The sequence below is a fragment of the Paenibacillus sp. JJ-223 genome, assembly GCF_927798175.1.
In the GTDB taxonomy this organism is placed as follows: domain Bacteria; phylum Bacillota; class Bacilli; order Paenibacillales; family Paenibacillaceae; genus Paenibacillus; species Paenibacillus hubeiensis.
Window position 1 is genome coordinate 665682 of sequence record NZ_CAKMMP010000001.1, and the last position, 20196, is coordinate 685877.

Here is a 20196-nt window from a genome sequence, read left to right on the forward strand (position 1 = left end):
AATATGCGGCGCAGGGGGTCTCGAACCATGAGCATCGTCAGAAAAATCATTTGGGGATACGTCATTTTAATTTTTATACCGGTCGTGACGTTCGGTTATTACTACTATGTGCAAATCTATGGGAATCTTACCCAGCAGTTAGTCGAAAGTCGGCAGAAAATCCTGGAACAAGCCTACTCAAACATGAAGGCGGATCTTGTCCGGATCAGTTCGATCCAACGTTATCTGCAATATAACCCTTATGTAACGGATTATTTGGGAGGGCTATACACTTCGGATTCGGAAAGCATTTATGCCTACAACCGTTACATTAGTCCGATTATCTCCCATTCGCTGTTTAACAATAATGAAATCGAGTCGTTTAAAATCTATAAAACGAAACCGCAGACTTTGCCGATCTCCGACCGCTTTCTGGATATTTCAACCCTCTCTCCGGAGGTAAAAAAGATGGCAAGCGGGCTGAAGCCGGGCCATGGAGTGTGGATTATGTCCGATTATGGAGCGTCGCCGCCGCCCCTCGTGTTCTATCAGAATCTTTACAACACGGATTTCACCGAAATTATCGGCCTTCTTGAGCTCCGGATCAATAGTGGTCTTATAAGCAGATTTTACAAGGCGACGGGGAGCGGTGATAACTGGAATGCCCTTCTGCTGCCGAAGCAGGGAGTGCGGGATGCTATTAATGAGACCGGTATCCAGGTGGATGAAGTTACAAGGAAACAGCTGAGTGACCAAGAGGAGAAAACCTATTTCATTAACCGTAACACGATTGTAAACCAGCTGGACGTCGAGGAGCTCGGCGCACGGATCGTCGTTATCGGCAGCGTGGATGAGGTGTTTCATTCGGTTAAACGAAAAGGAATCATTATGATTTCAACGATCGTTATCCTTTTGCTGTCCATGTCCTTTGCCTACTATGCTCTTGCCTCAACACTGGCAAAACGTATTCTCCGGCTGGCCCGGCATATGCGCCATTTGAATGATAACAACATGAAGCAGTACATCAGCAAACATGATAAACTGGGCCGGCAGGATGAAATCGGTTTTTTGACCAGCACTTATAATGCTATGATTCAGCGTATGGACGAATTGATCAACAACGTACACCGTGCCGAACTGAGGAATAAAGAGGCTGCGTATAAAGTGCTGCAGGCACAAATTAAACCGCATTTTCTCTATAACACGCTGGAGACAATCCGAATGCTTGCCGAATCAAACCATGATAAAGAAGTGGCCGACATTTCTTATTGGTTCGGGAAGCTGATGCGTTACAGCCTGTCATCCAAAGAGGATCATACCGTTCTTGCCCGCGAAATCGAAACCGTGATCTTCTATCTCAATATTCATAAGATGCGGCTGCAGGACAGGCTTTCCATTGAAATTGACATTCATATGGATACGGAGCATGTTCCTTGTCCGCGCTTTATCCTTCAGCCTTTGGTCGAAAACAGTATCGTCCACGGGGCTTCCTCGACCTTGAGGCCGGTTCATATCAAACTGCAGGCAACGGAGGATGCAGAAGAAATGCGCATCTGTATTTCAGACAGCGGAATGGGAATACCCGAAGACAAACTGCAGGCCCTTCGTTCAAGATTATCCGGTGCGAGCGAATCTTTGCATCAGATCGATGAGATGGAAGGAGGCGTAGGACTATACAACGTCAGTGAAAGGATAAAGTCGTTTTATGGAGAGGGCTCTGACTTGATCCTGGATAGCGTTCAGGGCAGCGGAACCTGTCTTACCCTTGTTGTACCTAAAAAGCTGGGAGAATCGTAATTCCAATTGAAACTCCTTAAAAAATGACAACGCTTTCTTAAGGATGTTGGCTTACTGGACTCCTTCACCGCAGATTAAACTTAAGACATAACAGAACCGGCCGCATAAAGACATGCTAAATGGCGGAATCGTCACTTTGTTCTTGTAAGCGATTTAATATGGTCCTGTTCATCACCAACCTAATATTAAAGCACTGCTTTAATATCAAAAAATCGATGCTGGAGGGGTTTTATGAAAAAGAAAAAGGGGAAGAAAGCACTGCTTTTGTCACTTAGCATAGTTATGCTAACCGTGTTATTGTCTGCCTGCGGCAGCGGCAATAACAATCCTGGCCAGAGCGCAGGTGCGGGGACTGAGAGTCAGTCCTCGGCGGATAACGGGGAAGTCAAGGAACTCTCCTTATTCATCGACGCCTCCTGGTATCCGGTTAAAGAATGGAAAGGGCCGGTCGCCGAGAAGATTACGGAAAAAACGGGCGTGAAGCTCAAAGTAACAGTGGCTACGGACGATAAACAGCTTCCCTTAATGATTTCTTCCGGTGACCTGCCGGATCTGGTGTTCACCTATGCCAATATTGACCGCATGTCCGATTCCCAGCTGTCTTATCCTTGGAACGAGCTGATCGAGAAGTATGCGCCTGACTTTAAAATAGACGATACGAGAAAAGCGATCCATACGATGGATGACGGCAATTTCTATACCGTCCGGAACTCTTTTGCGACCCAGGAGGAAATGAGTAAAAATAAATACGCGATCGGCAGCGATGGAAATCCCGGTATAGCCGTAAGGGAGGATATCCTGAAGGAATTAGGCAATCCGCCCATTCAATCGGTCGATGATTTCGTCAAGGTATTGGGCAGGGTTAAAGAGAAATACCCGGATATGATTCCTTTGATCATGGATAAAGACTGGATCGAGCAGTATTTTATGCAGCAGTTCGGTTTAGAGGCGCTCATCGATGGCTGGTACGAACGTGACGGAAAAATCGATTATGCCATTAGACAGCCTGAGATGCTGGAGTACTTCAAGTTTATGAACAGCCTTTATCGCAGCGGATATATTCTGGGCGAAAACTATGCTTACACCAACGATCAGATTGACGATCAGTACGCATTAAGCGGTAAAGCATTTGCTCACAGTCATACTGTCGCTGTGGCAGACACGGATAACATTAAAGCCAAAAGCGACGGAAAACCTTACACGTTCAAAATGCTGCCGAGCGCCTTGTCCGAAAATACCAAGATCGTAAGCACCGGACTAGGCTTTGCGGGTACGTTTATTACGAAGAAAAACAAGGATCCGGAGGCATCGATTAAGTTCCTCCAATACCTGGCCAGCGACGAAGGCAAAAAACTAACCATGTTTGGCGTCGAAGGCGAGCATTGGACATGGAATGACAAGGGATATCCGGATTTGAAATACTCTCCTTCCGATGCCGATTTCATTAACAACAACGGGATTAAGTGGTGGTATTTGTACAACGACGGAGTCATGGAAGGGCTGCAGGGTTATGTTCCGGGAACCCAGAAGACGCAGGCTTTGATGGAGAGAAAGGCTGTAACCGTCTATAAACCGGAAATAGGTTTGATTCAAACGCAGCCTGATTCCGAGGAGAAGACGATGAAAACAAAAATCGACGAAATGATTAAAAATGAAAAAGTAAAAATATATCTGGCCCAATCGGAAGAAGAAGCCGTGGCCAATTATGAAGCCATGATCAACAATGCCGAGAACATGGGTCTGCAGCGTCTTGTGGATTGGGCAAACGAGGTTTATCAGAAGAAGAAGGATTTGTTTGTTAAATAAATGAAGAAGTTCGATAGGGATATCAGCGTCCCTATCGAACTTTATTCATATACAGGATCAAAGGTTGAAGCCGTAGTTTTAGCATAACGAAAGGGGAGGGGAGCCGGGATGAAGGTATTGACAGTTGACGATGAGCCGCTAATCTTAAGCGGGCTGGTTAAAATTGTGCAGGAAGTCGCTCCCTTGGGAACCGAGGTCCGTAAGGCAACAAATGCTTATGATGCGCTTGACCTGATGAAGGACTATATGCCCGATGTAACCATTACAGATCTGAATATGCCGGAGAAAAACGGCTTTGAGCTGATTGAGGAAATCAAACTCGGCGGATGGTGCGACCGTTTCATTATTCTGACAGGTTATGATGAATTTGAATATGTGCGCAGAGCGCTTCGAACAGGCGTGGTGGACTATCTGCTAAAGCCGATAGACAAAGGCGAAATCGCCGGTCTGCTTGGGCGTATAAGAGAAGAACTGCCAAACGAATCCGATGCGGATTATTCCTGTCGTGCCAAGCGGATCCTCACGTATATCCAAATTCATTTCCGCAAAGATCTTTCATTGGACGACCTTGCCGAGCGAATGAATCTTCATCCCAACTATATCAGCAGTTTGTTTAAGAAAGAAACCGGGCATACCTTCATCAATTACCTCAATATGTTACGAATCCAGGCGGCCCAGGAGCTGCTGCTGTCCAACAGCGAGCTTTCTGTCAGCGCGATTGGCCAGCAGGTCGGATACGACAGCAAACATTATTTCTCGAAGGTATTCAAGAAATACACGGGCACTACTCCAGGGGCCTACCGGAATAATGAAATATAAAGAATCTCTGTGGTCTGCGAAAAAATTCAAGGTAGATTCATGGGTACAGTTGAAACGCAGTTTCTATATTAATGAACTTATAAAGGGGGAGGGAAATCATGGCGAGCTTAGATTCGGGCCGGCGATTATGGTATCGTGAGCCGGCAGTTGTATGGAACGAAGCGCTCCCGGTCGGTAACGGAAGATTGGGAGCCATGATCTTCGGAAGAACAGCTGAGGAGAAACTGTCGCTGAACGAGGACTCTATATGGTACGGAGGACCTCGTGATCGCAACAATGAAGATGCACTGGTCCACTTGCCTCAGATACGCAAGTTGATTCTGGATGGAAAACTTCGTGAGGCGGAAGAGCTTGCGGGAATGGCGATGGCCGGACTTCCCGAATCCCAGCGGCATTATCTGCCGCTTGGCGACCTGCTCCTGTCGTTCGCTAATCATGATTTGCCGGCGGAGGACTATATGAGGGAGCTTGACCTCGACAATGGAGTATCCCGGATCCGATATAAAATCGGGGATATCCGTTATACGAGAGAGATATTTGCTAGCTACCCGGATCAGGCAATCATAATGCGAATCTCTGCAGATCACAAGAATGCCATCTCCTTGAAAGCCCGGTTTAACAGAAACAACTGGCGTTACCTGGAAAAGAACGAGAAATGGGAGCAGAGCGGACTCGTTATGCGCGGAGAATGCGGTGGGAAAGGAGGCAGCACGTTTAATGCTGTACTAAAAGCTGTCACGGAGGAAGGCAAGTGCCGGACCGTGGGTGAATATTTGCTGGTGAATGATGCCGACTCGGTAACGTTGATGCTTGCCGCCGGAACGACTTTCCGGCATCCTGATCCGGAGCTGGAGGCCAAACGGAGGCTGGACTCGATAAGTAAAATGACTTATTCCGATTTGCTGGAACGGCATACCGCCGATTACCGTGCCTTGTATGCAAGGGTGGAGCTGACCCTTCCGGAGCGGGCTGATTTAAGTTTGCTTCCGATCGACGAGCGGCTTGCCAGGATACGTGAAGGGGAGGACGACCACGGTTTAATCTCAACTTATTTCCAATATGGCCGATACCTGCTCATCTCCTCCAGCAGGCCGGGTTCCTTGCCGGCAAATCTGCAGGGGATCTGGAACGATAGTTTTCTTCCGGCTTGGGATAGTAAATACACCATTAATATCAATGCGCAAATGAACTACTGGCTTGCAGAAAATGGTAATCTATCCGAATGCCATGAACCGCTATTCGATTTAATAGAACGCATGCGCGAGCCCGGACGGACAACGGCGAAGGTAATGTATGGCTGCAGGGGATTCACCGCTCATCATAATACCGATATCTGGGGGGATACAGCACCCCAGGATACCTACCTGCCGGCTTCTTTCTGGCCGATGGGCGCGGCTTGGCTTTGCCTGCATTTGTGGGAGCATTACGAGTATACTCAGGACCGGCACTTTCTTGCCCGAGCTTATGAGACGATGAAAGAGGCGGCATTATTTCTGCTGGATTACTTGATTGAAGATGAAGAGGGACGCCTTGTTACCTGTCCGTCTGTTTCCCCTGAGAATAGCTACATGCTCGCTAACGGTGAGACAGGAGTATTATGTGCGGGGGCGTCCATGGATTTTCAGATTATCGATGCTTTGTTTAAGGCCTGCATCGCAAGCTCGGAAATCATCGGGATGGATGCGGCATTCCGGAAGGAACTGGCAGCGGCTCTGGAACGCCTTCCACAGCCGCAAATTGGCCGTTATGGCCAAATCCAGGAGTGGATGAACGATTATGAGGAGTTAGAACCGGGTCATCGTCACATCTCGCATTTATTTGCCCTTTACCCCGGAGAAAGCTTCAGCGTGGAACGTACGCCCGAACTGGCTAAAGCGGCCCGGATCACGTTGGAGCGCAGATTGTCGAACGGCGGCGGACATACCGGATGGAGCCGGGCCTGGATTATCAATTTCTGGGCCAGACTTCAGGACGGGACACAAGCTTACGATAACGTAAAAGCGCTCTTGGCACATTCGACACTGCCTAATCTGTTTGATAATCATCCGCCCTTCCAAATTGACGGCAATTTTGGCGGAACGGCGGGCATAACCGAAATGTTATTGCAAAGCCACGGCGGAATCCTCCGGCTGCTGCCGGCTTTGCCTGAGGAGTGGAGTCATGGAACCGTTAAAGGACTGAGAGCCCGGGGAGGTTTTACGCTTGATTTTGCGTGGGATTCAGGTCAAATATCAACCGCTGTGGTGAAGTGCACCGTTTCCGGTCCTTGCCGTTTGGAAGCCCCCGGTTTACGACCCGTGACCTTTGAAGGAACCGCAGGGCAATCCTACACCTTTACTCGCCAAGAAGAGCAATAGCAGCATTGATCCTGAAGCACTAACCGGTAAAGATCTTATTCAGCTCGTTCTGCACGGTTTAAACGATTCAGAATCGCTTCGTATACAATGTTCAAGAAACCGAAAGATGAATTTTGAAACGATGATGCAAAGGAGGTGCAGCTGGATGCGTGTTGACGCTCATCAGCATTACTGGAAGATCGATCGGAATGACTACGGCTGGATTACCCCCGGGCTGCCTGAACTGTATCGCGATTTTATGCCGACCGATTTGGAACCATATTTGGTGAAACATGAACTGGATGCAAGCATCCTTGTCCAGGCGGCTCCCACAATCGAGGAGACCCGTTTCCTTCTCAGTATTGCCGACCAGACGCCATCGGTTGCCGGTGTGGTAGGCTGGCTCGATCTCTTGGATGCGGATCACAGGCAGCATTATGATCAATTTCGGCGCAGCCCCAAATTTAAGGGCTTCCGGATTATGATCCAGGACATGCCGGATGCCTCCCGCATTCTGGAACCGGCCTTTGTCAAAGCGCTCCGCAGCTATGCCGATGAGGAAGTACCGGTGGACTTGCTGCTCGTATCAGAACAAATGGCTTTTGTGGCGGAGCTGCTCAGGGAAATCCCGAATTTGCGGGGGGTCATTGACCATCTTGCCAAACCTCAGATTAAACAGAAGACATTCGAGCCCTGGAAATCGTATATGAGTGAATTTGCCCAATATCCCGGAATGTATTGCAAATTATCCGGACTGGTAACGGAAGGCGATCATGCGGCTTGGAGCCCGGATGATTTTACCCCTTATATCCGAACGGCTATAGAACTGTTTGGACCTGAACGGGTCATGTTTGGCAGCGACTGGCCGGTATGCCTGCTTGCCGCGGATTATTCGGAAGTTGTTGATCTCCTGAAATGCTCAATTCCCGAGGAGTGGGGCAATCCTCAAATCGAGCGTTTATTTGGAGCCAATGCAAAGGAGTTTTACAAGCTATGAAGCTGCTGAATTAAGCACGGATTCGGGTTTTGAAGCAAATTCAGCAGCTTCATGCATATCATTCACCAAAGATGGAAACCGGGGGATCGGCTTGTTATTTATCTTACCGCTTGGAGACATCCTGGAAAATCGTAAGTTGATCCTTTCATCGTTGCTTCTTACAGCCGCCGTTTTGGCAATAGCCGCTGTAATCAAAAGCGCCATCCTGTTCCTCACCGCTTCACTCGTGATCGGAGTAGGTTCCGTAGCAGCACAAATCCTTGTGCCGTATGCGGCTCATCTCTCGCCTGAAGCCGTGCGTGGTCGCAATGTGGGCAACGTTATGAGCGGGCTGCTTCTGGGGATTATGCTCGCGCGTCCCGTTTCAAGCTTGGTGGCGGAGTATATGGGCTGGCGCGCCATATATTTCATCTCCGCGGCATTGATTTTCGCGCTGGCTCTTGTATTGGCAAAGGCGCTACCCTCAAGGAAGCCTTCGACCGTTACAACTTACCCGGCGCTGCTGCACTCCATGCTGCATCTGCTGAACGCGACACCGGCATTGCGCCGGAGGGCAATTTATCATGCCTGCGTATTAGGAGCATTCAGTTTGTTTTGGACTACAGTTCCGTTGGTATTGACAAGTCCGCCGTTCCATTTCACTCAGAAGGAGGTCGCTCTGTTCGCATTGGTCGGGGTAATGGGGGCCATTGTGGTGCCACATTAATTCACATCAGCACTTAAATGGATAAACTGAAAATGGTTTTAAATGGAGGAGCCTGCACATAGCGGGCTCTTTTCGTCTTTTTTTGCCTTAATAATGAAGTTAATTCTCAAGAGGGAGGTGGTGTGTTTTTATGAGGAGGAACTCGCGTTCGCTTGCGGCTAGCTCTTTCTGAAAGCGCCGGCGCAGAATCACCAGGTGCTACTGTCTTTATGGGATATCTGTGTAAACAAGCTGATGCGCGCTTTTTTATGGTTATACCACATATGGATTTGGTTTGAAGGACAGACTCATTCTTTAAAATAGGGCGTAATCCCTTTTGAATATAGGTTCTCCACTAACTTGAAAAATTCTTCTGACGATAAATCCTTTTGACGCTGGAGCCAAAGACGAAATAAAGAAAGGGAAGTTGTCAGGTAAAACTCAATGAAGTATGGCGTTAAGGAATGGTTTTGCGGAACGTTTAATTCTAATTGATCCAAAGTGATTTCTTTTTTTAAGCGTTTTAAAAAACGGGCACTTCCATAATCACCTAAGAGGGCATTAAGAACCAGGAGATGTTCTCTTTTATCCAGACAATAGAGCGTATCTTGAACCGTATGCATCGATATCTCTTTATTCGCCAATTCTTTTTTAATGTCATTCAATAACTCATTCTCAACAGAGTCTAACAATTCGTAAATGTCAGTAAAGTATTGATAAAAGGTGCTGCGGTTATATCCGGACTTATTCGCAATTTCCTGAACCGAAATTTTCTCAATCGGCTTTTGGGTATATAACTCACAAAAAACTTCTATAAACTTTTGTCTTGTTTTCTCCGTTATTTGGGGTTGCTTATTCATGTTTCCCTCCTACTAGCGAATAAGAATATCATCCGACAAATCATAAAAAACTGATGGTTGATCAAGAAATCATAACGTCTTACAATCACATCATACAACATGTTGTCTGATAATCAAAAGGAAATGTTCATAAGTAGGGGTGGTTTTAATGTCAGCAAAACAAGATCGAATTTTAATTTTTGGTGCAGGTGTTATCGGGAGCATGTACGCAATTAAGCTCATTGAAGCAGGGTTTGACGTTACCCTGTTTGCACGTTCTAATAGATTTAAATCATTAAGAGAAAATGGCCTGCAATATAAGGAAAAAGGGACGGTTAAATCGATCCAAGTGAATGTCATTGATACGCTGGAAAACGACGATGTATACGATTTTATTTTCGTTACCGTTCGTTATGATCGGGCCGAATCAGCGTTGTTAGCGCTAAAAGATAATCAAAGCAAAAATATAGTTACGATGACTAATAATTCAATTGGATTCTCTTCGTGGCTGGACATCGTAGGAGATAGACTTTTACCAGCTTTTCCCGGCTTCGGCGGACAGATTAAAGATGGAGTATTGCATGCTCGATTTCTACCAAGGATTATAGTGGCAACTGCATTTGGAGAAATGAATGGGGCAGTGACAGAACGCATAAAAAACCTCGCAAAATGTTTTGAAACAGCAAAGCTTCCCTACGTTATTAAAAAGGATATGCAAGCGTATCTAATCACACATTCCGTATCAGACATTGCCATGATGGGCACTTTGTATTCTGAGAATAAGATCATTGACAAAAAAACAGCCAGAACCAGAAAGACGGCACGCAAAATAACAGTCGCTTTAAAAGCGTATCTAAGGGCAATACAAAAAGCTGGCGTTTCAATTGATCCACCAATACTTAAAATGGTGCTTCAATGTCCAAACGTATTCTTGGATCTATTCTTTATGACATGGCTTCGAACTAAAATGGTTAGGGATATGATGTTGCCGGATTATGCGAATCATGCTAACAATGAGATTATGCAGCTGAGTAATGATTTAATGAAATTTTTAAGTCAAAATGATGTCAAATCGGAAATCCTTGCCTAAACTAACGGGAAACGTTAGCATTGTGAAACGAAGAAAGCAGCCGGTTATTGTGATCGGCTGTTTATGTTTTGTCCTCCAAATATAGAGGAATAAGAACATTGTGTCATTTTCAATTAGATTATTATCTAAACAGTTGAGTGTAAGCTGGCATGTCACGTACAGCGCCGCCTAAAAAATCGATTTCGATTGCACCCGGCGCAATGGTATTAACGGTGATATTGATTGTTTCTCAAAAAACAGTTTTTAAATTTCACTCTCGGAGTAGTCATGAAGAGCTTTGATTGACCTTTTATTACACTAGTGTTATATTACACCTATGTAATATTACATGTGAGGGGGTTCCCATGAAGCAGCTTTCGAACGTAGAATTTATGCTGTTACAAATTATCGCCGAAAGCAATCCAGCGTCAGGATACGATATTAACAAGTTAATCGACCAACGCGGCTATCGGGAGTGGGCGAATATCGGCACGACTTCGATTTACGCTGGACTGAAGAAATTGAACAATAAGGGATTCATCGAGTCCGAGGTTTCAGGTGAGAAGTCGGGCAAAGGACCTTTACCGATCCGATTTTACATAACAGAAGTCGGTATGACTGCACTTAGGGATGAAATCATCGTCGTCCTGTCTTCTTCGCGAGAGCGCGATAACCGGTTTGATCTGGGGCTCGCCGCTTTACCGTTTATCGGTAAGGAAGCAGCCATCGAAGCTTTGCGAAAGCGGCTTGATTATCTCGAAGAGGCTTTAAAAAATATAAAACAGAAGTACGAATCGCAAGGCTCCACTCGGTTGCCGCTGCACGTAAGAGTGCTTTTCCTTCATCCGATCCATCTTATCGAGAGTGAGCAGGTATTCGTTTCGAAAATAATCAGTGAATTGATGGAGGAGGCGAAGGGACATGTCTAAAATAATTGAGGAGTTCATTCCTTTTGAAGGGGAACATTGCGAGACGACAACCATGGGCAATTTACTTCAATTTGCGGGCGTCCGCATATCCGAGCCGATGTTATTCGGACTTGGGCAAGGGCTGGGATTCATCTATTGGGATTCAAAGGGGATGGATTTCCCTTTTATTGGGGGAAGGGTTAAGCCGGATGAATTGACTGCTTGCATATCATTCCGGCTCAATTTCACCATCAAAGCGCAGGAGACTTCGTCCATAAAAAAAGCGTGGCAGAACGTACAGAGCTTCATCGAACACGGAATTCCGGTAGGGCTTAAATTAGATTCCTATTACTTGGATTATTTCACGAACAAAGTACACTTTGCCGCCCATTATGCTGTAATATACGGCATGGATGAAGAATACGCCTACATGGCGGATACCAGACAACAGGGAGGACTTGTGAAGACAAGTTTGGACCATTTGGCTATGGCCAGAAACGCTAAGGGGCCCATGAGCTCCAGGAATCGTTCCTTTACGATCGAACCGCTCGACACCCGTCCGCCGCTTATGCCCGCTATACGATTATCTTTAGCCCAAAATGCACATGACTACTTGAACCCGCCCATTAGCAATATGGGGAATAAAGGCATTGTAAAAATGAGCAAGGAAATCCTGAAGTGGCCTTCCCGCAGTAAAAATGTGGAGCACGATCTATGCTTGACTGCTTTACTAATGGAAAGAGCGGGAACCGGCGGCGCTTTGTTTCGCAATCTGTATCGGGATTTTTTAAAAGAATGCGTGGAGCTGTCGGGTGACCCCAAAGTTGAACAGGCATACTTGTTGTTTACTGCAATCGCTCCAATGTGGGTTCACGTTTCTTCTATGATCGATCTTGCGGGAAGAACGGGAAACTACCAGGAGTTGAATCAGGTTTCCGAGCTTTTGCTCGAGATTGCAGATAAAGAACGCATAGCCATGGGATTTCTATTAAAAGACTGAGCACCTATATCGTTGTTTTTCTGGATTTCGTTCCCTCAGCGGCCTGGAAGAGCGCTGCTCGTTTAGCGGAATTCATCAATTAATGAATCAAATCAATCAATTGTGTAGATGGACCACACACCTTCATTATTCTTCCGGATTGCGTACATCATTTTAACTGCTTCAATCGTATCTGTACTGGAATCTAAACGTTCCCCAAGAACAAAAACATGCACTTGTTTATAGGTTGATACAAATTTTTCAATGCTTTCAATTGTTGAAAACTTATATTGGAAATCCTCATTATAATACCCCTCCATAGCATCAGCCAATTTCTCGGTGACGAATCCGGATCGGTACAGATGATGGTCATGCTCAACAAGTCCTTTTAAGTTCAATTTAAGTACATCTAGAAGAGGGGATTCGTCTTCTGTCAGGGAAGATTCAGCCTTGTTAAAATCAATATTAATACCAGGTTTAAAATGAGTTGATGACTCCGTTTCATTCTCAGAATGTTTAGATGTATCAGGTACTGAATTCTGAGTTGTATTGGTCGTATTCGTTGATTTATCAGTTGGTGAGGTTGTATCACCACACGCCGTAAGGACAATAAATGAAGTTAACAGCATTGTTAATGCGAACGATTTTAGCATGATATCCCACCTTTAGATGATTCATGTAGATAAAGACGCCACAATGATGGGGAAAGTTACTATTTAATTTCCGACAGTCTGCTAAGGGGATACACCAAAAACTTCGAAAAAAGCTTGAATAGCATTACTCCATTCAAGATTTTGCTGCATCTGCATACTCGCTCTAAATAATAAACATATTAGTAACAACATGATATCTTGGTCGATCTGCCCTTCTGCCCCCGCTGATTGGATCAAATCATGTTTATGGAGGAAGGGATCGGTTAATGTAATTTAGAACATATCAGTCATGGATACAGGAGGTACGCAGATGTATCAGGATCTTCAAGGACAGACCGTTGTCATTACTGGTGCTGCCACCGGCTTGGGAGAGGCTATGGCACGACGTTTTGGTCAGGAACAAGCAAACGTTGTGATTAATTACTACAGTAATAATCAGAACGTACAGCCCATCATTGATGAAATCAAATTACATGGTGGACAAGCCATTGGGGTACAGGGTGATGTCTCCAAAGAAGCGGACGTGCAGAAGTTGGTTCAGGCGGCGCATGAGCATTTCGGTTCTCTGGATATCATGATCAACAATGCGGGTTTAGAGAACGAGGTTCCGTCAGAAAAGCTGAGTTTGGCAGACTGGAAGCGAGTCATTGATGTAAATTTAACCGGGGCATTTCTCGGTTCCCGGGAGGCCGTGGACTATATGCTGGAGCATAATATCAAAGGCCGCATCATTAATATTTCCAGCGTGCATGAAGTTATCCCATGGCCGCATTTCCTTCATTACGCTGCGAGCAAGGGTGGAGTCAAGATGATGACCGAGACGCTGGCTCTGGAATTTGCCCCGAAGGGAATTCGCGTAAACAGCATCGCTCCGGGCGCGATCAATACTCCCATTAACGCAGCCAAATTTGCCAATCCCACGTTACGAGCATCGGTTGAGGATCTGGTACCGCTCGGATACATCGGTAAGCCTGAAGAAATTGCGGCGGTGGCCGCATGGCTCTCTTCATCGGAATCGAGTTATGTCACAGGTATTACCTTATTCGCAGATGGAGGGATGACAAAATATCCGTCCTTTCAGGGCGGACGTGGGTAATATACGGTAGGAATTCATATTTCTATGCATTCTAAAATTTTGTTGCCAAGATGATCAAATACGTATTAAATTTACATCAGTACTTAAATTGGAGGAGCCTGCACACAGCGGGCTCCTTCGTCTTTTTTGCCTTAATACTGACGTAATTCTTAAGAGGAGATGATGTTTTTTGATTTTGTCATTGAATTAAGAGCGGAAAAAGCAAGGCTTCAAACCAAAAAAAGAGTATCCGTGAGAATGAATGACCATTAGAAAGAAACGATTTATTATTCCTTTAGATGAAGGGTGTCGAGGGGTAAGAAGACGTTCCCATGGAAGTCGCTAATTTAGCCGTTTTTTATTTCTATTTGAATTAATGGAAACGCAGGGATTCTAACATAATTAGTCGTATTTTATACACATATTTATAATGGAATTGATTCCACTGGAGGTACGTAACCTATGTTATTAGAAACAGAAAGATTATTCTTACGGGCGTATGACTGGGGGGATTTAGATCAGCTGCATGCCATTTTATCTGATCCGGTAACCATGAAGTTTTGGCCAGCACCTTTTACGCTCGATCAAAGTCAGCAATGGATGAGGCAAAGTATGGAAATGTATGCGGTTGGATTTGGACGACTCGGCGTGTTCCTTAAGAGCGATGGTTCGCTTATCGGTGATGCCGGTCTTCGGGTTTCAGATATCGACAGTAAGAAAGAAAATGATCTAGGTTACATTATTCAAGCAAAATATTGGGGACATGGTTACGGAGTGGAAGGGGCTGCAGCGGTTCTGAAGTATGGAGTGGACAAGCTGGATCTGAAGAGAATTTGCGCCAACATGCCGGTTAGTCATCTCGATTCGAAAAAGGTGGCGATCCGTCTCGGAATGAAATTGGAAAAAGAGTTTAAAAATACTAGAAATCATAATGTCCTAACCTATCTATATGTCTACGATGCTCGATTCAATGAGAGACTAAAGGGCTGAATCTTCGGGAGCCCAAGTAGGGAGGACTGTTCATCTTTAATACAGGTTCATGCAAAATATTAACCAATAAACGCTTAAGTCGCCCCTTATCACTGTACGCGATCATTGTCTTGCCTTGATACTGATGATCGGCAGGGATACACGAAGGATGATGCGATCCGGATAGATTAAGCTGCTTCAGCAGGTTTGATCACTTCTTAAACCGTCAAAGGTACTTATCCTGTGGCGGTTTTTTAAATCCGATAAATTCTAAAAGGGATAAATGGTTCAGAACCCCCGTGTTAACATCCACTACATCCAAAGAGGCATGAAAAATTTCAGTATTTATTTTAGGGGAATTAATTTACTCACAGCGTGTGCAACTGGTTCATATCTGGTATAATAAATAATAATCAGGAAGTACAATGAAATATAGGTATATAAACCGCAAAAAAGATGCACACGTTAACGGAGAGGCAGAACCAATCTGGAGAAGCGAAGCGGTCTTAAAGCTTTCTGAAAGAAAGCTGCGTCGGAAGCATAGGCTTATCACCGGATTTTCCCTTTGAAAAAGGGATTTGAAAAAATCTGGGGGATAACAGCGATCGGAAGATGATACTGCACTCGCAGTGCCTTGTGTGATTGTTTAGTGCGGTTTATATAGAACATAAAAAGATGAAGAGGATAGGTGGAACGGCCAATGGCGAAAATAGATCGTCATACTTTTCAGACCAGAACCAGACATATGTCTGCCGATCTGAAGCAAAAAATTAACTCCGGAGCATACAGTCCGGGAGAATTTCTGCCTTCCGAGTTGGCGCTGACAGAACAGTACAAACTAAGCAAAAACTCGGTGAGATACGTTCTGGATGAGCTTGTACAAGAGGGATTGATCATTAAAATTCCCAGGGTGGGCACGCAGGTGACAAAGCCTGCTTCCAAGGAAACCATTCGTTTTGGCGTCTATCCCTCATTGTATAAAGAAGCGGGGATGGAGGAGCTGATTAAGCGATTCCACGAGAAACATCCGCATATTCATGTGGAAACGATTGAGCTTCCTTATATGAATTCAGACAATATCGCCAATCTGATCAAGCTAGGGATTATCGATGCGTTAACCATCAACTTGCAGGATATGTACCAATTCCAAGAGAAAAATTATCTTGATTTGTTTGTCGACCAGGATCGATACGATACGATATATCCTTTTCTTACACCATATTTTGAGAAGGAATCAGGTGTTCTGGCAGCACAGCCTTTCGTATACTCACCTGTTATTTTATGTTACAACAAGGAGCATCTGAGGGAGAAAAGGCTGGGTGAACCAAACAGCAGCTGGAGCTGGGATGAACTGGCAGCACTGCTCAGGGAGCTCAAAGCGCCTCATCGTTACAGCATCGCTTTTCAGTTATTTTCCATGAATCGATGGCCTATTTTCTGGATGCAAAATGAGGACGATCCATCTTCGATCGATTCCCGTCCAACTCAGAACGGAACTGGCTTTCCCACAGAAGGATTACGATGGCTCAGGGAGCTTGTGACAGAGGAAGGCATATTTCCGCTTGCCTTGGCACAGGGTGAATTCGAAGCCGAGAAATTGTTTAAGGAGCAGAAGATCTCCGTCATGTTAACCACATATTACATGCTGAATGAGCTAAAGAATGCGGATTTTTCCTTTGATATCGCTCCGCTACCACATTTTAAGAATGATCGGACACTCCTTCTCTCTACAGCCATTGCTCTCAGTGCAGAATCGAGCCGAAAGGACACGGCAGCCTGCTTTGTGAATTATCTCACTTCAGATGAGGCACAGACCTATATCAGGCAGTACACATACAGTTTACCTGCAAGCAGATATATTACAGAATCGGTTTCAGTAGAGCTTCAAAACAAACCGTCCAGGTTGGAGCTTCATCGAGACTATAGTTCGAAATACATGACGTATCGCGATCTGTCGATTTCCATGCAAACCCAGATTCGTTTCGGAGAAAGCTTGAAGCAGTACATGTCTTATTTAATCGATGAAGAGGGACTCGCTGAAGTGCTGCTTCCGTCAAAAAGTCTCAATCTTTAAAAAACGAAAAGAAGCCTAAAAAAGCACTGCCATGAGCAAGTGCTTTTTTGATTTTATATGAACTACAAAAGAACCAGTTGACAGACAACATGGCATATGCTAATTTCTTATTGAAAATAAGTACCACATATGATCCAATTACAAGGGCTTAACAAGGAGAGGGGACCTTATTCGGATGAAGACCGTGGCTGAATTGGAAGCAAAGCTTTCGGAGGCATCAGACCGGCTAATCAGCGACTTACATAAAGTGGACGGGGATCTTCTGATATTAGGCGCAGGCGGGAAGATGGGTCCAAGTCTTGCGAAATTAGCCGCTCAAGCCATCAAGGCGGGAGGAATGAACAAGAAGGTGACTGCTGTATCCCGATTTCAGGATCAGGAGGTGAAGAACGATCTTGAAAGCGCTGGAGTAAAGACGATTTCCTGCGATCTTTTAGACGATCAAGAGCTCATGCAGCTGCCTTCAGCGGATAACGTCATATACATGGCAGGCAACAAGTTTGGCACAACGGGCAGGGAGCATTATACATGGGCAATGAATGCTTACTTGCCCGGAAGAGTGGCAACAAAGTATAAAGATTCGCGTATCGTCGTTTTTTCTTCCGGTAACGTGTATCCCTTTTCCCCGGTAGGTCTCGGAGGAGTCGATGAATCGGTAACCCCTGAGCCTCTCGGTGAATATGCACAATCCACACTGGGCAGAGAGCGGATATTTGAATACTTCTCTCACAAGTATGGCACGCCGATGCTGCTGTACCGCTTGAACTATGCCATTGATTTGCGCTATGGGGTGCTGCTTGAAATTGCCAGAAAAGTCCACGAAGGCAAATCGGTGCCGCTTGCGATGGGGCATGCCAACGTGATCTGGCAGGGAGATGCCAATGAGATTGCATTAAGGAGTCTGCTCAAGTGCCAAAGCCCTCCCGAAATTTTGAATGTGACCGGACCTGAAACCATGTCAGTTCGCTGGGCAGCGCAGCAGTTTGCCCAAAGGTTCGGTCTTGCTGCATCGTTTGAGGGAAGCGAATCCGAAACGGCTCTGCTCAGCAATGCAGCTAAGGCGTTTCGCGAATTCGGTTATCCGAGAGTAGGCTTGCTGGAAATGATTGATCTCATTGCAGAGTGGGTTGCATCCGGCGGACATACGTGGAACAAACCAACCCATTTTTCGGAAAGGAAGGGGAGGTTCTGATGCACCAAAAACAAGCATCACTTACGCCGGAGCAGGCAGCCGCATTCCATGAAGGCCTGGTCATCCCTGCTCATCCGCTTGCCTTGAATGAACGCAGAGAGCTGGATGAAGTCTATCAGAGGGTGCTGACCAAATACTACATCGCTTCAGGAGCCGGCGGAATTGCGGTTGGTGTGCATTCGACCCAATTCGAGATTCGGGATCCCAAGGTTAACCTCTATGAACGGGTGCTCCGCTTGGCCGCGGAGGAAACGGAGCAAGCCCGCCTGCGGCGGCCCTTCATCAAAGTGGCAGGCGTTTGCGGAGATATGGAACAGGCGACGGAAGAAGCACGGATTAGTAAAGACCTCGGATATGATGCGGTGCTGCTGAGTATGGGTGGACTTGATGGATGGAGCGAGAAAGACCTGCTTCGGCATACGGAAAGGATAGCCGAAATCATGCCGGTCATCGGATTTTATCTTCAACCTTCCGTCGGGGGCCGTATGCTGAGCTTCGGTTTTTGGCAGGCTTTTGCCGAAATCGATCAGGTCATCGCCATTAAAATAGCTCCTTTCAACCGATATCAAACCATCGATGTTGTCCGAGCGGTTTGCTGTTCAAGCCGGCGGGATGAAATTGCACTGTACACAGGCAACGATGACAACATCCTGATCGATCTGCTCACAACCTTCCGGTTCGAAACGGAAGAAGGCACCGTGGAGAAAGAAATCGTTGGTGGGCTGCTGGGTCACTTCGCTGTCTGGACACATAAAGCGGTCCAGCTGCTGGAAGAAGTGAAACGCCTCCGCAAGCAAGAGGGATCGCCGTTGTCACCGGATTGGCTCACGCGCAGCGTGGAGATTACAGATGCCAATGCCGCTTTTTTTGATCCCGCCCATCAGTTTGCCGGCTGTATACCGGGGATACACGAGGTTCTTCGAAGGCAGGGTCTCATGAGGGGGATTTGGTGCTTGAATCCGCAGGAGACCTTATCCCAAGGGCAAAAAGAGGAAATCGATCGTGTATACCGCCAGTATCCTCACCTCCATGATGACGATTTTGTGAAGCAGCATCTGGATGAGTGGCTTAGGCTTGCTTCTCCTTCCCAGTCATGAATATTGGAATCATCGGGCTTGACAGCTCGCATGCCCTGGCATTCACCCGTATTCTTCACGAAAGCCGGGAGACTCTTTTTTCAGATGTGACCGTGACTGCCGCATATGCGGGCGGATCTCCGGATTTTCCGCTCAGCATCAGCCGTGTACACACGTTTGCCGGCCGGATGACGAAAGAATATGGAGTGAGATTGATGCCCACGATGCAGCAGGTTGCAGAAAGCACCGATGCCATCCTTATCTTGAGTGCCGACGGAAGGATACATCTGAATCAGTTCAAGGTGATCTGCCCTTACCGGAAGCCCGTATTTATCGATAAACCTTTTGCTTTGTCTACAGCAGACGCTAGTGAAATCATCAGAATCGCAGAAGAGTTTCAAATCCCTTTAATGAGTGCTTCAAGCTTACGTTATGCCGAAGCCCTGCCTGAATGCACAAGTGAAGACATCTTGGGTGCGGACGTGTATGGCCCGATGCACATCGAATCGACGCAGGGGCATTATTTTTGGTATGGCATCCATACGGCAGAACTGTTGTATCGAATCATGGGCCCAGGGTGCACGGAAGTGACCGCCTTTTCCACAGATCACGGCGATCTCATTACTGGAACCTGGAAAGAGGGGAGAATGGGAACGATCCGCGGAATCCGAAGTGGCCCAGAGACTTTTGGAATAAGCCTGCACACCAGAAACGCTACCCGGCATGTCCCGCTTGAACCGAGCTACAAAGAGCTTTTAAAGTCTGTCATGAATTGGTTCAAAAACGGCGTGTGCACGGTGCATCCCTCTGAAACGCTGGAAGTCATCCGATTTTTGGAGTGCGCAGAGCAAAGCCGTCTACAAAAACGCACCGTCCTCATGGAAATGTGATCAAGCCTTATACGGAATGCCCCCTTGCTCTAGTGAATCAGATCCACCTATCT

The 20196-nt window shown here is 46.2% G+C and carries 16 protein-coding genes and 1 pseudogene; 15 read left to right on the forward strand and 2 right to left on the reverse strand.

Annotated elements, in window-relative coordinates; translation table 11 throughout:
- Positions 1-27 precede the first annotated feature (27 nt).
- The 6 genes and pseudogenes from L6H98_RS02790 to L6H98_RS02815 form a co-directional block, all read left to right on the forward strand.
- Positions 28-1776: a sensor histidine kinase gene (locus L6H98_RS02790; RefSeq protein ID WP_236412691.1), complete on the forward strand. Its 1749-nt coding sequence runs from the start codon at positions 28-30 to the stop codon at positions 1774-1776.
- Positions 1777-2007: 231 nt separating this feature from the next.
- Positions 2008-3582: an extracellular solute-binding protein gene (locus L6H98_RS02795; protein WP_236412692.1), complete on the forward strand. Its 1575-nt coding sequence runs from the start codon at positions 2008-2010 to the stop codon at positions 3580-3582.
- 108 nt (positions 3583-3690) lie between these two features.
- Entirely contained in the window at positions 3691-4401 is a 711-nt protein-coding gene (locus L6H98_RS02800) for a helix-turn-helix domain-containing protein (RefSeq protein ID WP_236412693.1), read from the forward strand.
- Between the two features lie 98 nt (positions 4402-4499).
- On the forward strand, positions 4500-6758 hold the full coding sequence (locus L6H98_RS02805; RefSeq protein ID WP_236412694.1) for a glycoside hydrolase family 95 protein: 2259 nt from the start codon (positions 4500-4502) through the stop codon (positions 6756-6758).
- Between the two features lie 145 nt (positions 6759-6903).
- Complete coding sequence (locus L6H98_RS02810) at positions 6904-7734, forward strand: amidohydrolase family protein (protein WP_236412695.1); 831 nt, start codon at positions 6904-6906, stop codon at positions 7732-7734.
- Positions 7709-8425: pseudogene (locus L6H98_RS02815) on the forward strand (MFS transporter); the annotation flags it as partial. The gene L6H98_RS02810 and the pseudogene L6H98_RS02815, both read left to right, overlap by 26 nt.
- Before the next feature lie 302 nt (positions 8426-8727).
- Here the strand turns inward: L6H98_RS02815 and L6H98_RS02820 are convergent.
- On the reverse strand, positions 8728-9279 hold the full coding sequence (locus L6H98_RS02820) for a TetR/AcrR family transcriptional regulator (protein WP_236412696.1): 552 nt from the start codon (positions 9277-9279) through the stop codon (positions 8728-8730).
- Positions 9280-9427: 148 nt separating this feature from the next.
- Here L6H98_RS02820 and L6H98_RS02825 point away from each other — a divergent pair, with 148 nt between their 5' ends.
- The 3 genes from L6H98_RS02825 to L6H98_RS02835 all read left to right on the forward strand — a co-directional run bounded on the left by L6H98_RS02825 (position 9428) and on the right by L6H98_RS02835 (position 12235).
- Positions 9428-10348: a 2-dehydropantoate 2-reductase N-terminal domain-containing protein gene (locus L6H98_RS02825; protein ID WP_236412698.1), complete on the forward strand. Its 921-nt coding sequence runs from the start codon at positions 9428-9430 to the stop codon at positions 10346-10348.
- Positions 10349-10692: 344 nt separating this feature from the next.
- Positions 10693-11256, forward strand: a complete 564-nt coding sequence (locus L6H98_RS02830) for a PadR family transcriptional regulator (protein WP_236412700.1) — start codon at positions 10693-10695, stop codon at positions 11254-11256.
- Positions 11249-12235, forward strand: coding sequence for a BtrH N-terminal domain-containing protein (locus L6H98_RS02835; RefSeq protein ID WP_236412702.1), 987 nt, complete (start codon positions 11249-11251; stop codon positions 12233-12235). The genes L6H98_RS02830 and L6H98_RS02835 overlap by 8 nt, the downstream gene beginning before the upstream one ends.
- A gap of 92 nt (positions 12236-12327) precedes the next feature.
- Here the strand turns inward: L6H98_RS02835 and L6H98_RS02840 are convergent, their stop codons facing one another.
- A complete protein-coding gene (locus tag L6H98_RS02840; RefSeq protein WP_236412704.1) occupies positions 12328-12867 on the reverse strand; it encodes a hypothetical protein in 540 nt (179 codons plus the stop codon).
- A gap of 310 nt (positions 12868-13177) precedes the next feature.
- On the opposite strand from L6H98_RS02840, the gene L6H98_RS02845 reads away from it, so the two are divergent.
- The 6 genes from L6H98_RS02845 to L6H98_RS02870 all read left to right on the forward strand — a co-directional run bounded on the left by L6H98_RS02845 (position 13178) and on the right by L6H98_RS02870 (position 20143).
- Positions 13178-13963 carry a glucose-1-dehydrogenase gene (locus tag L6H98_RS02845; RefSeq protein WP_236412706.1) on the forward strand — a complete coding sequence of 262 codons (786 nt, stop codon included), beginning with the start codon at positions 13178-13180 and terminating at the stop codon, positions 13961-13963.
- 441 nt (positions 13964-14404) lie between these two features.
- Entirely contained in the window at positions 14405-14932 is a 528-nt protein-coding gene (locus tag L6H98_RS02850; RefSeq protein WP_236412708.1) for a GNAT family N-acetyltransferase, read from the forward strand.
- Between the two features lie 679 nt (positions 14933-15611).
- The gene (locus L6H98_RS02855; protein ID WP_236412709.1) at positions 15612-16985 is read left to right on the forward strand and encodes an extracellular solute-binding protein; all 1374 of its coding nucleotides are present in this window, start codon (positions 15612-15614) and stop codon (positions 16983-16985) included.
- Between the two features lie 175 nt (positions 16986-17160).
- Complete coding sequence (locus tag L6H98_RS02860; RefSeq protein ID WP_236412710.1) at positions 17161-18177, forward strand: NAD(P)-dependent oxidoreductase; 1017 nt, start codon at positions 17161-17163, stop codon at positions 18175-18177.
- The gene (locus L6H98_RS02865) at positions 18177-19274 is read left to right on the forward strand and encodes a dihydrodipicolinate synthase family protein (RefSeq protein WP_236412711.1); all 1098 of its coding nucleotides are present in this window, start codon (positions 18177-18179) and stop codon (positions 19272-19274) included. The genes L6H98_RS02860 and L6H98_RS02865 overlap by 1 nt, the downstream gene beginning before the upstream one ends.
- Complete coding sequence (locus tag L6H98_RS02870) at positions 19271-20143, forward strand: Gfo/Idh/MocA family oxidoreductase (protein WP_236412712.1); 873 nt, start codon at positions 19271-19273, stop codon at positions 20141-20143. Before L6H98_RS02865 ends, L6H98_RS02870 begins: the two co-directional genes overlap by 4 nt.
- The last annotated feature ends 53 nt before the right edge of the window (positions 20144-20196 follow it).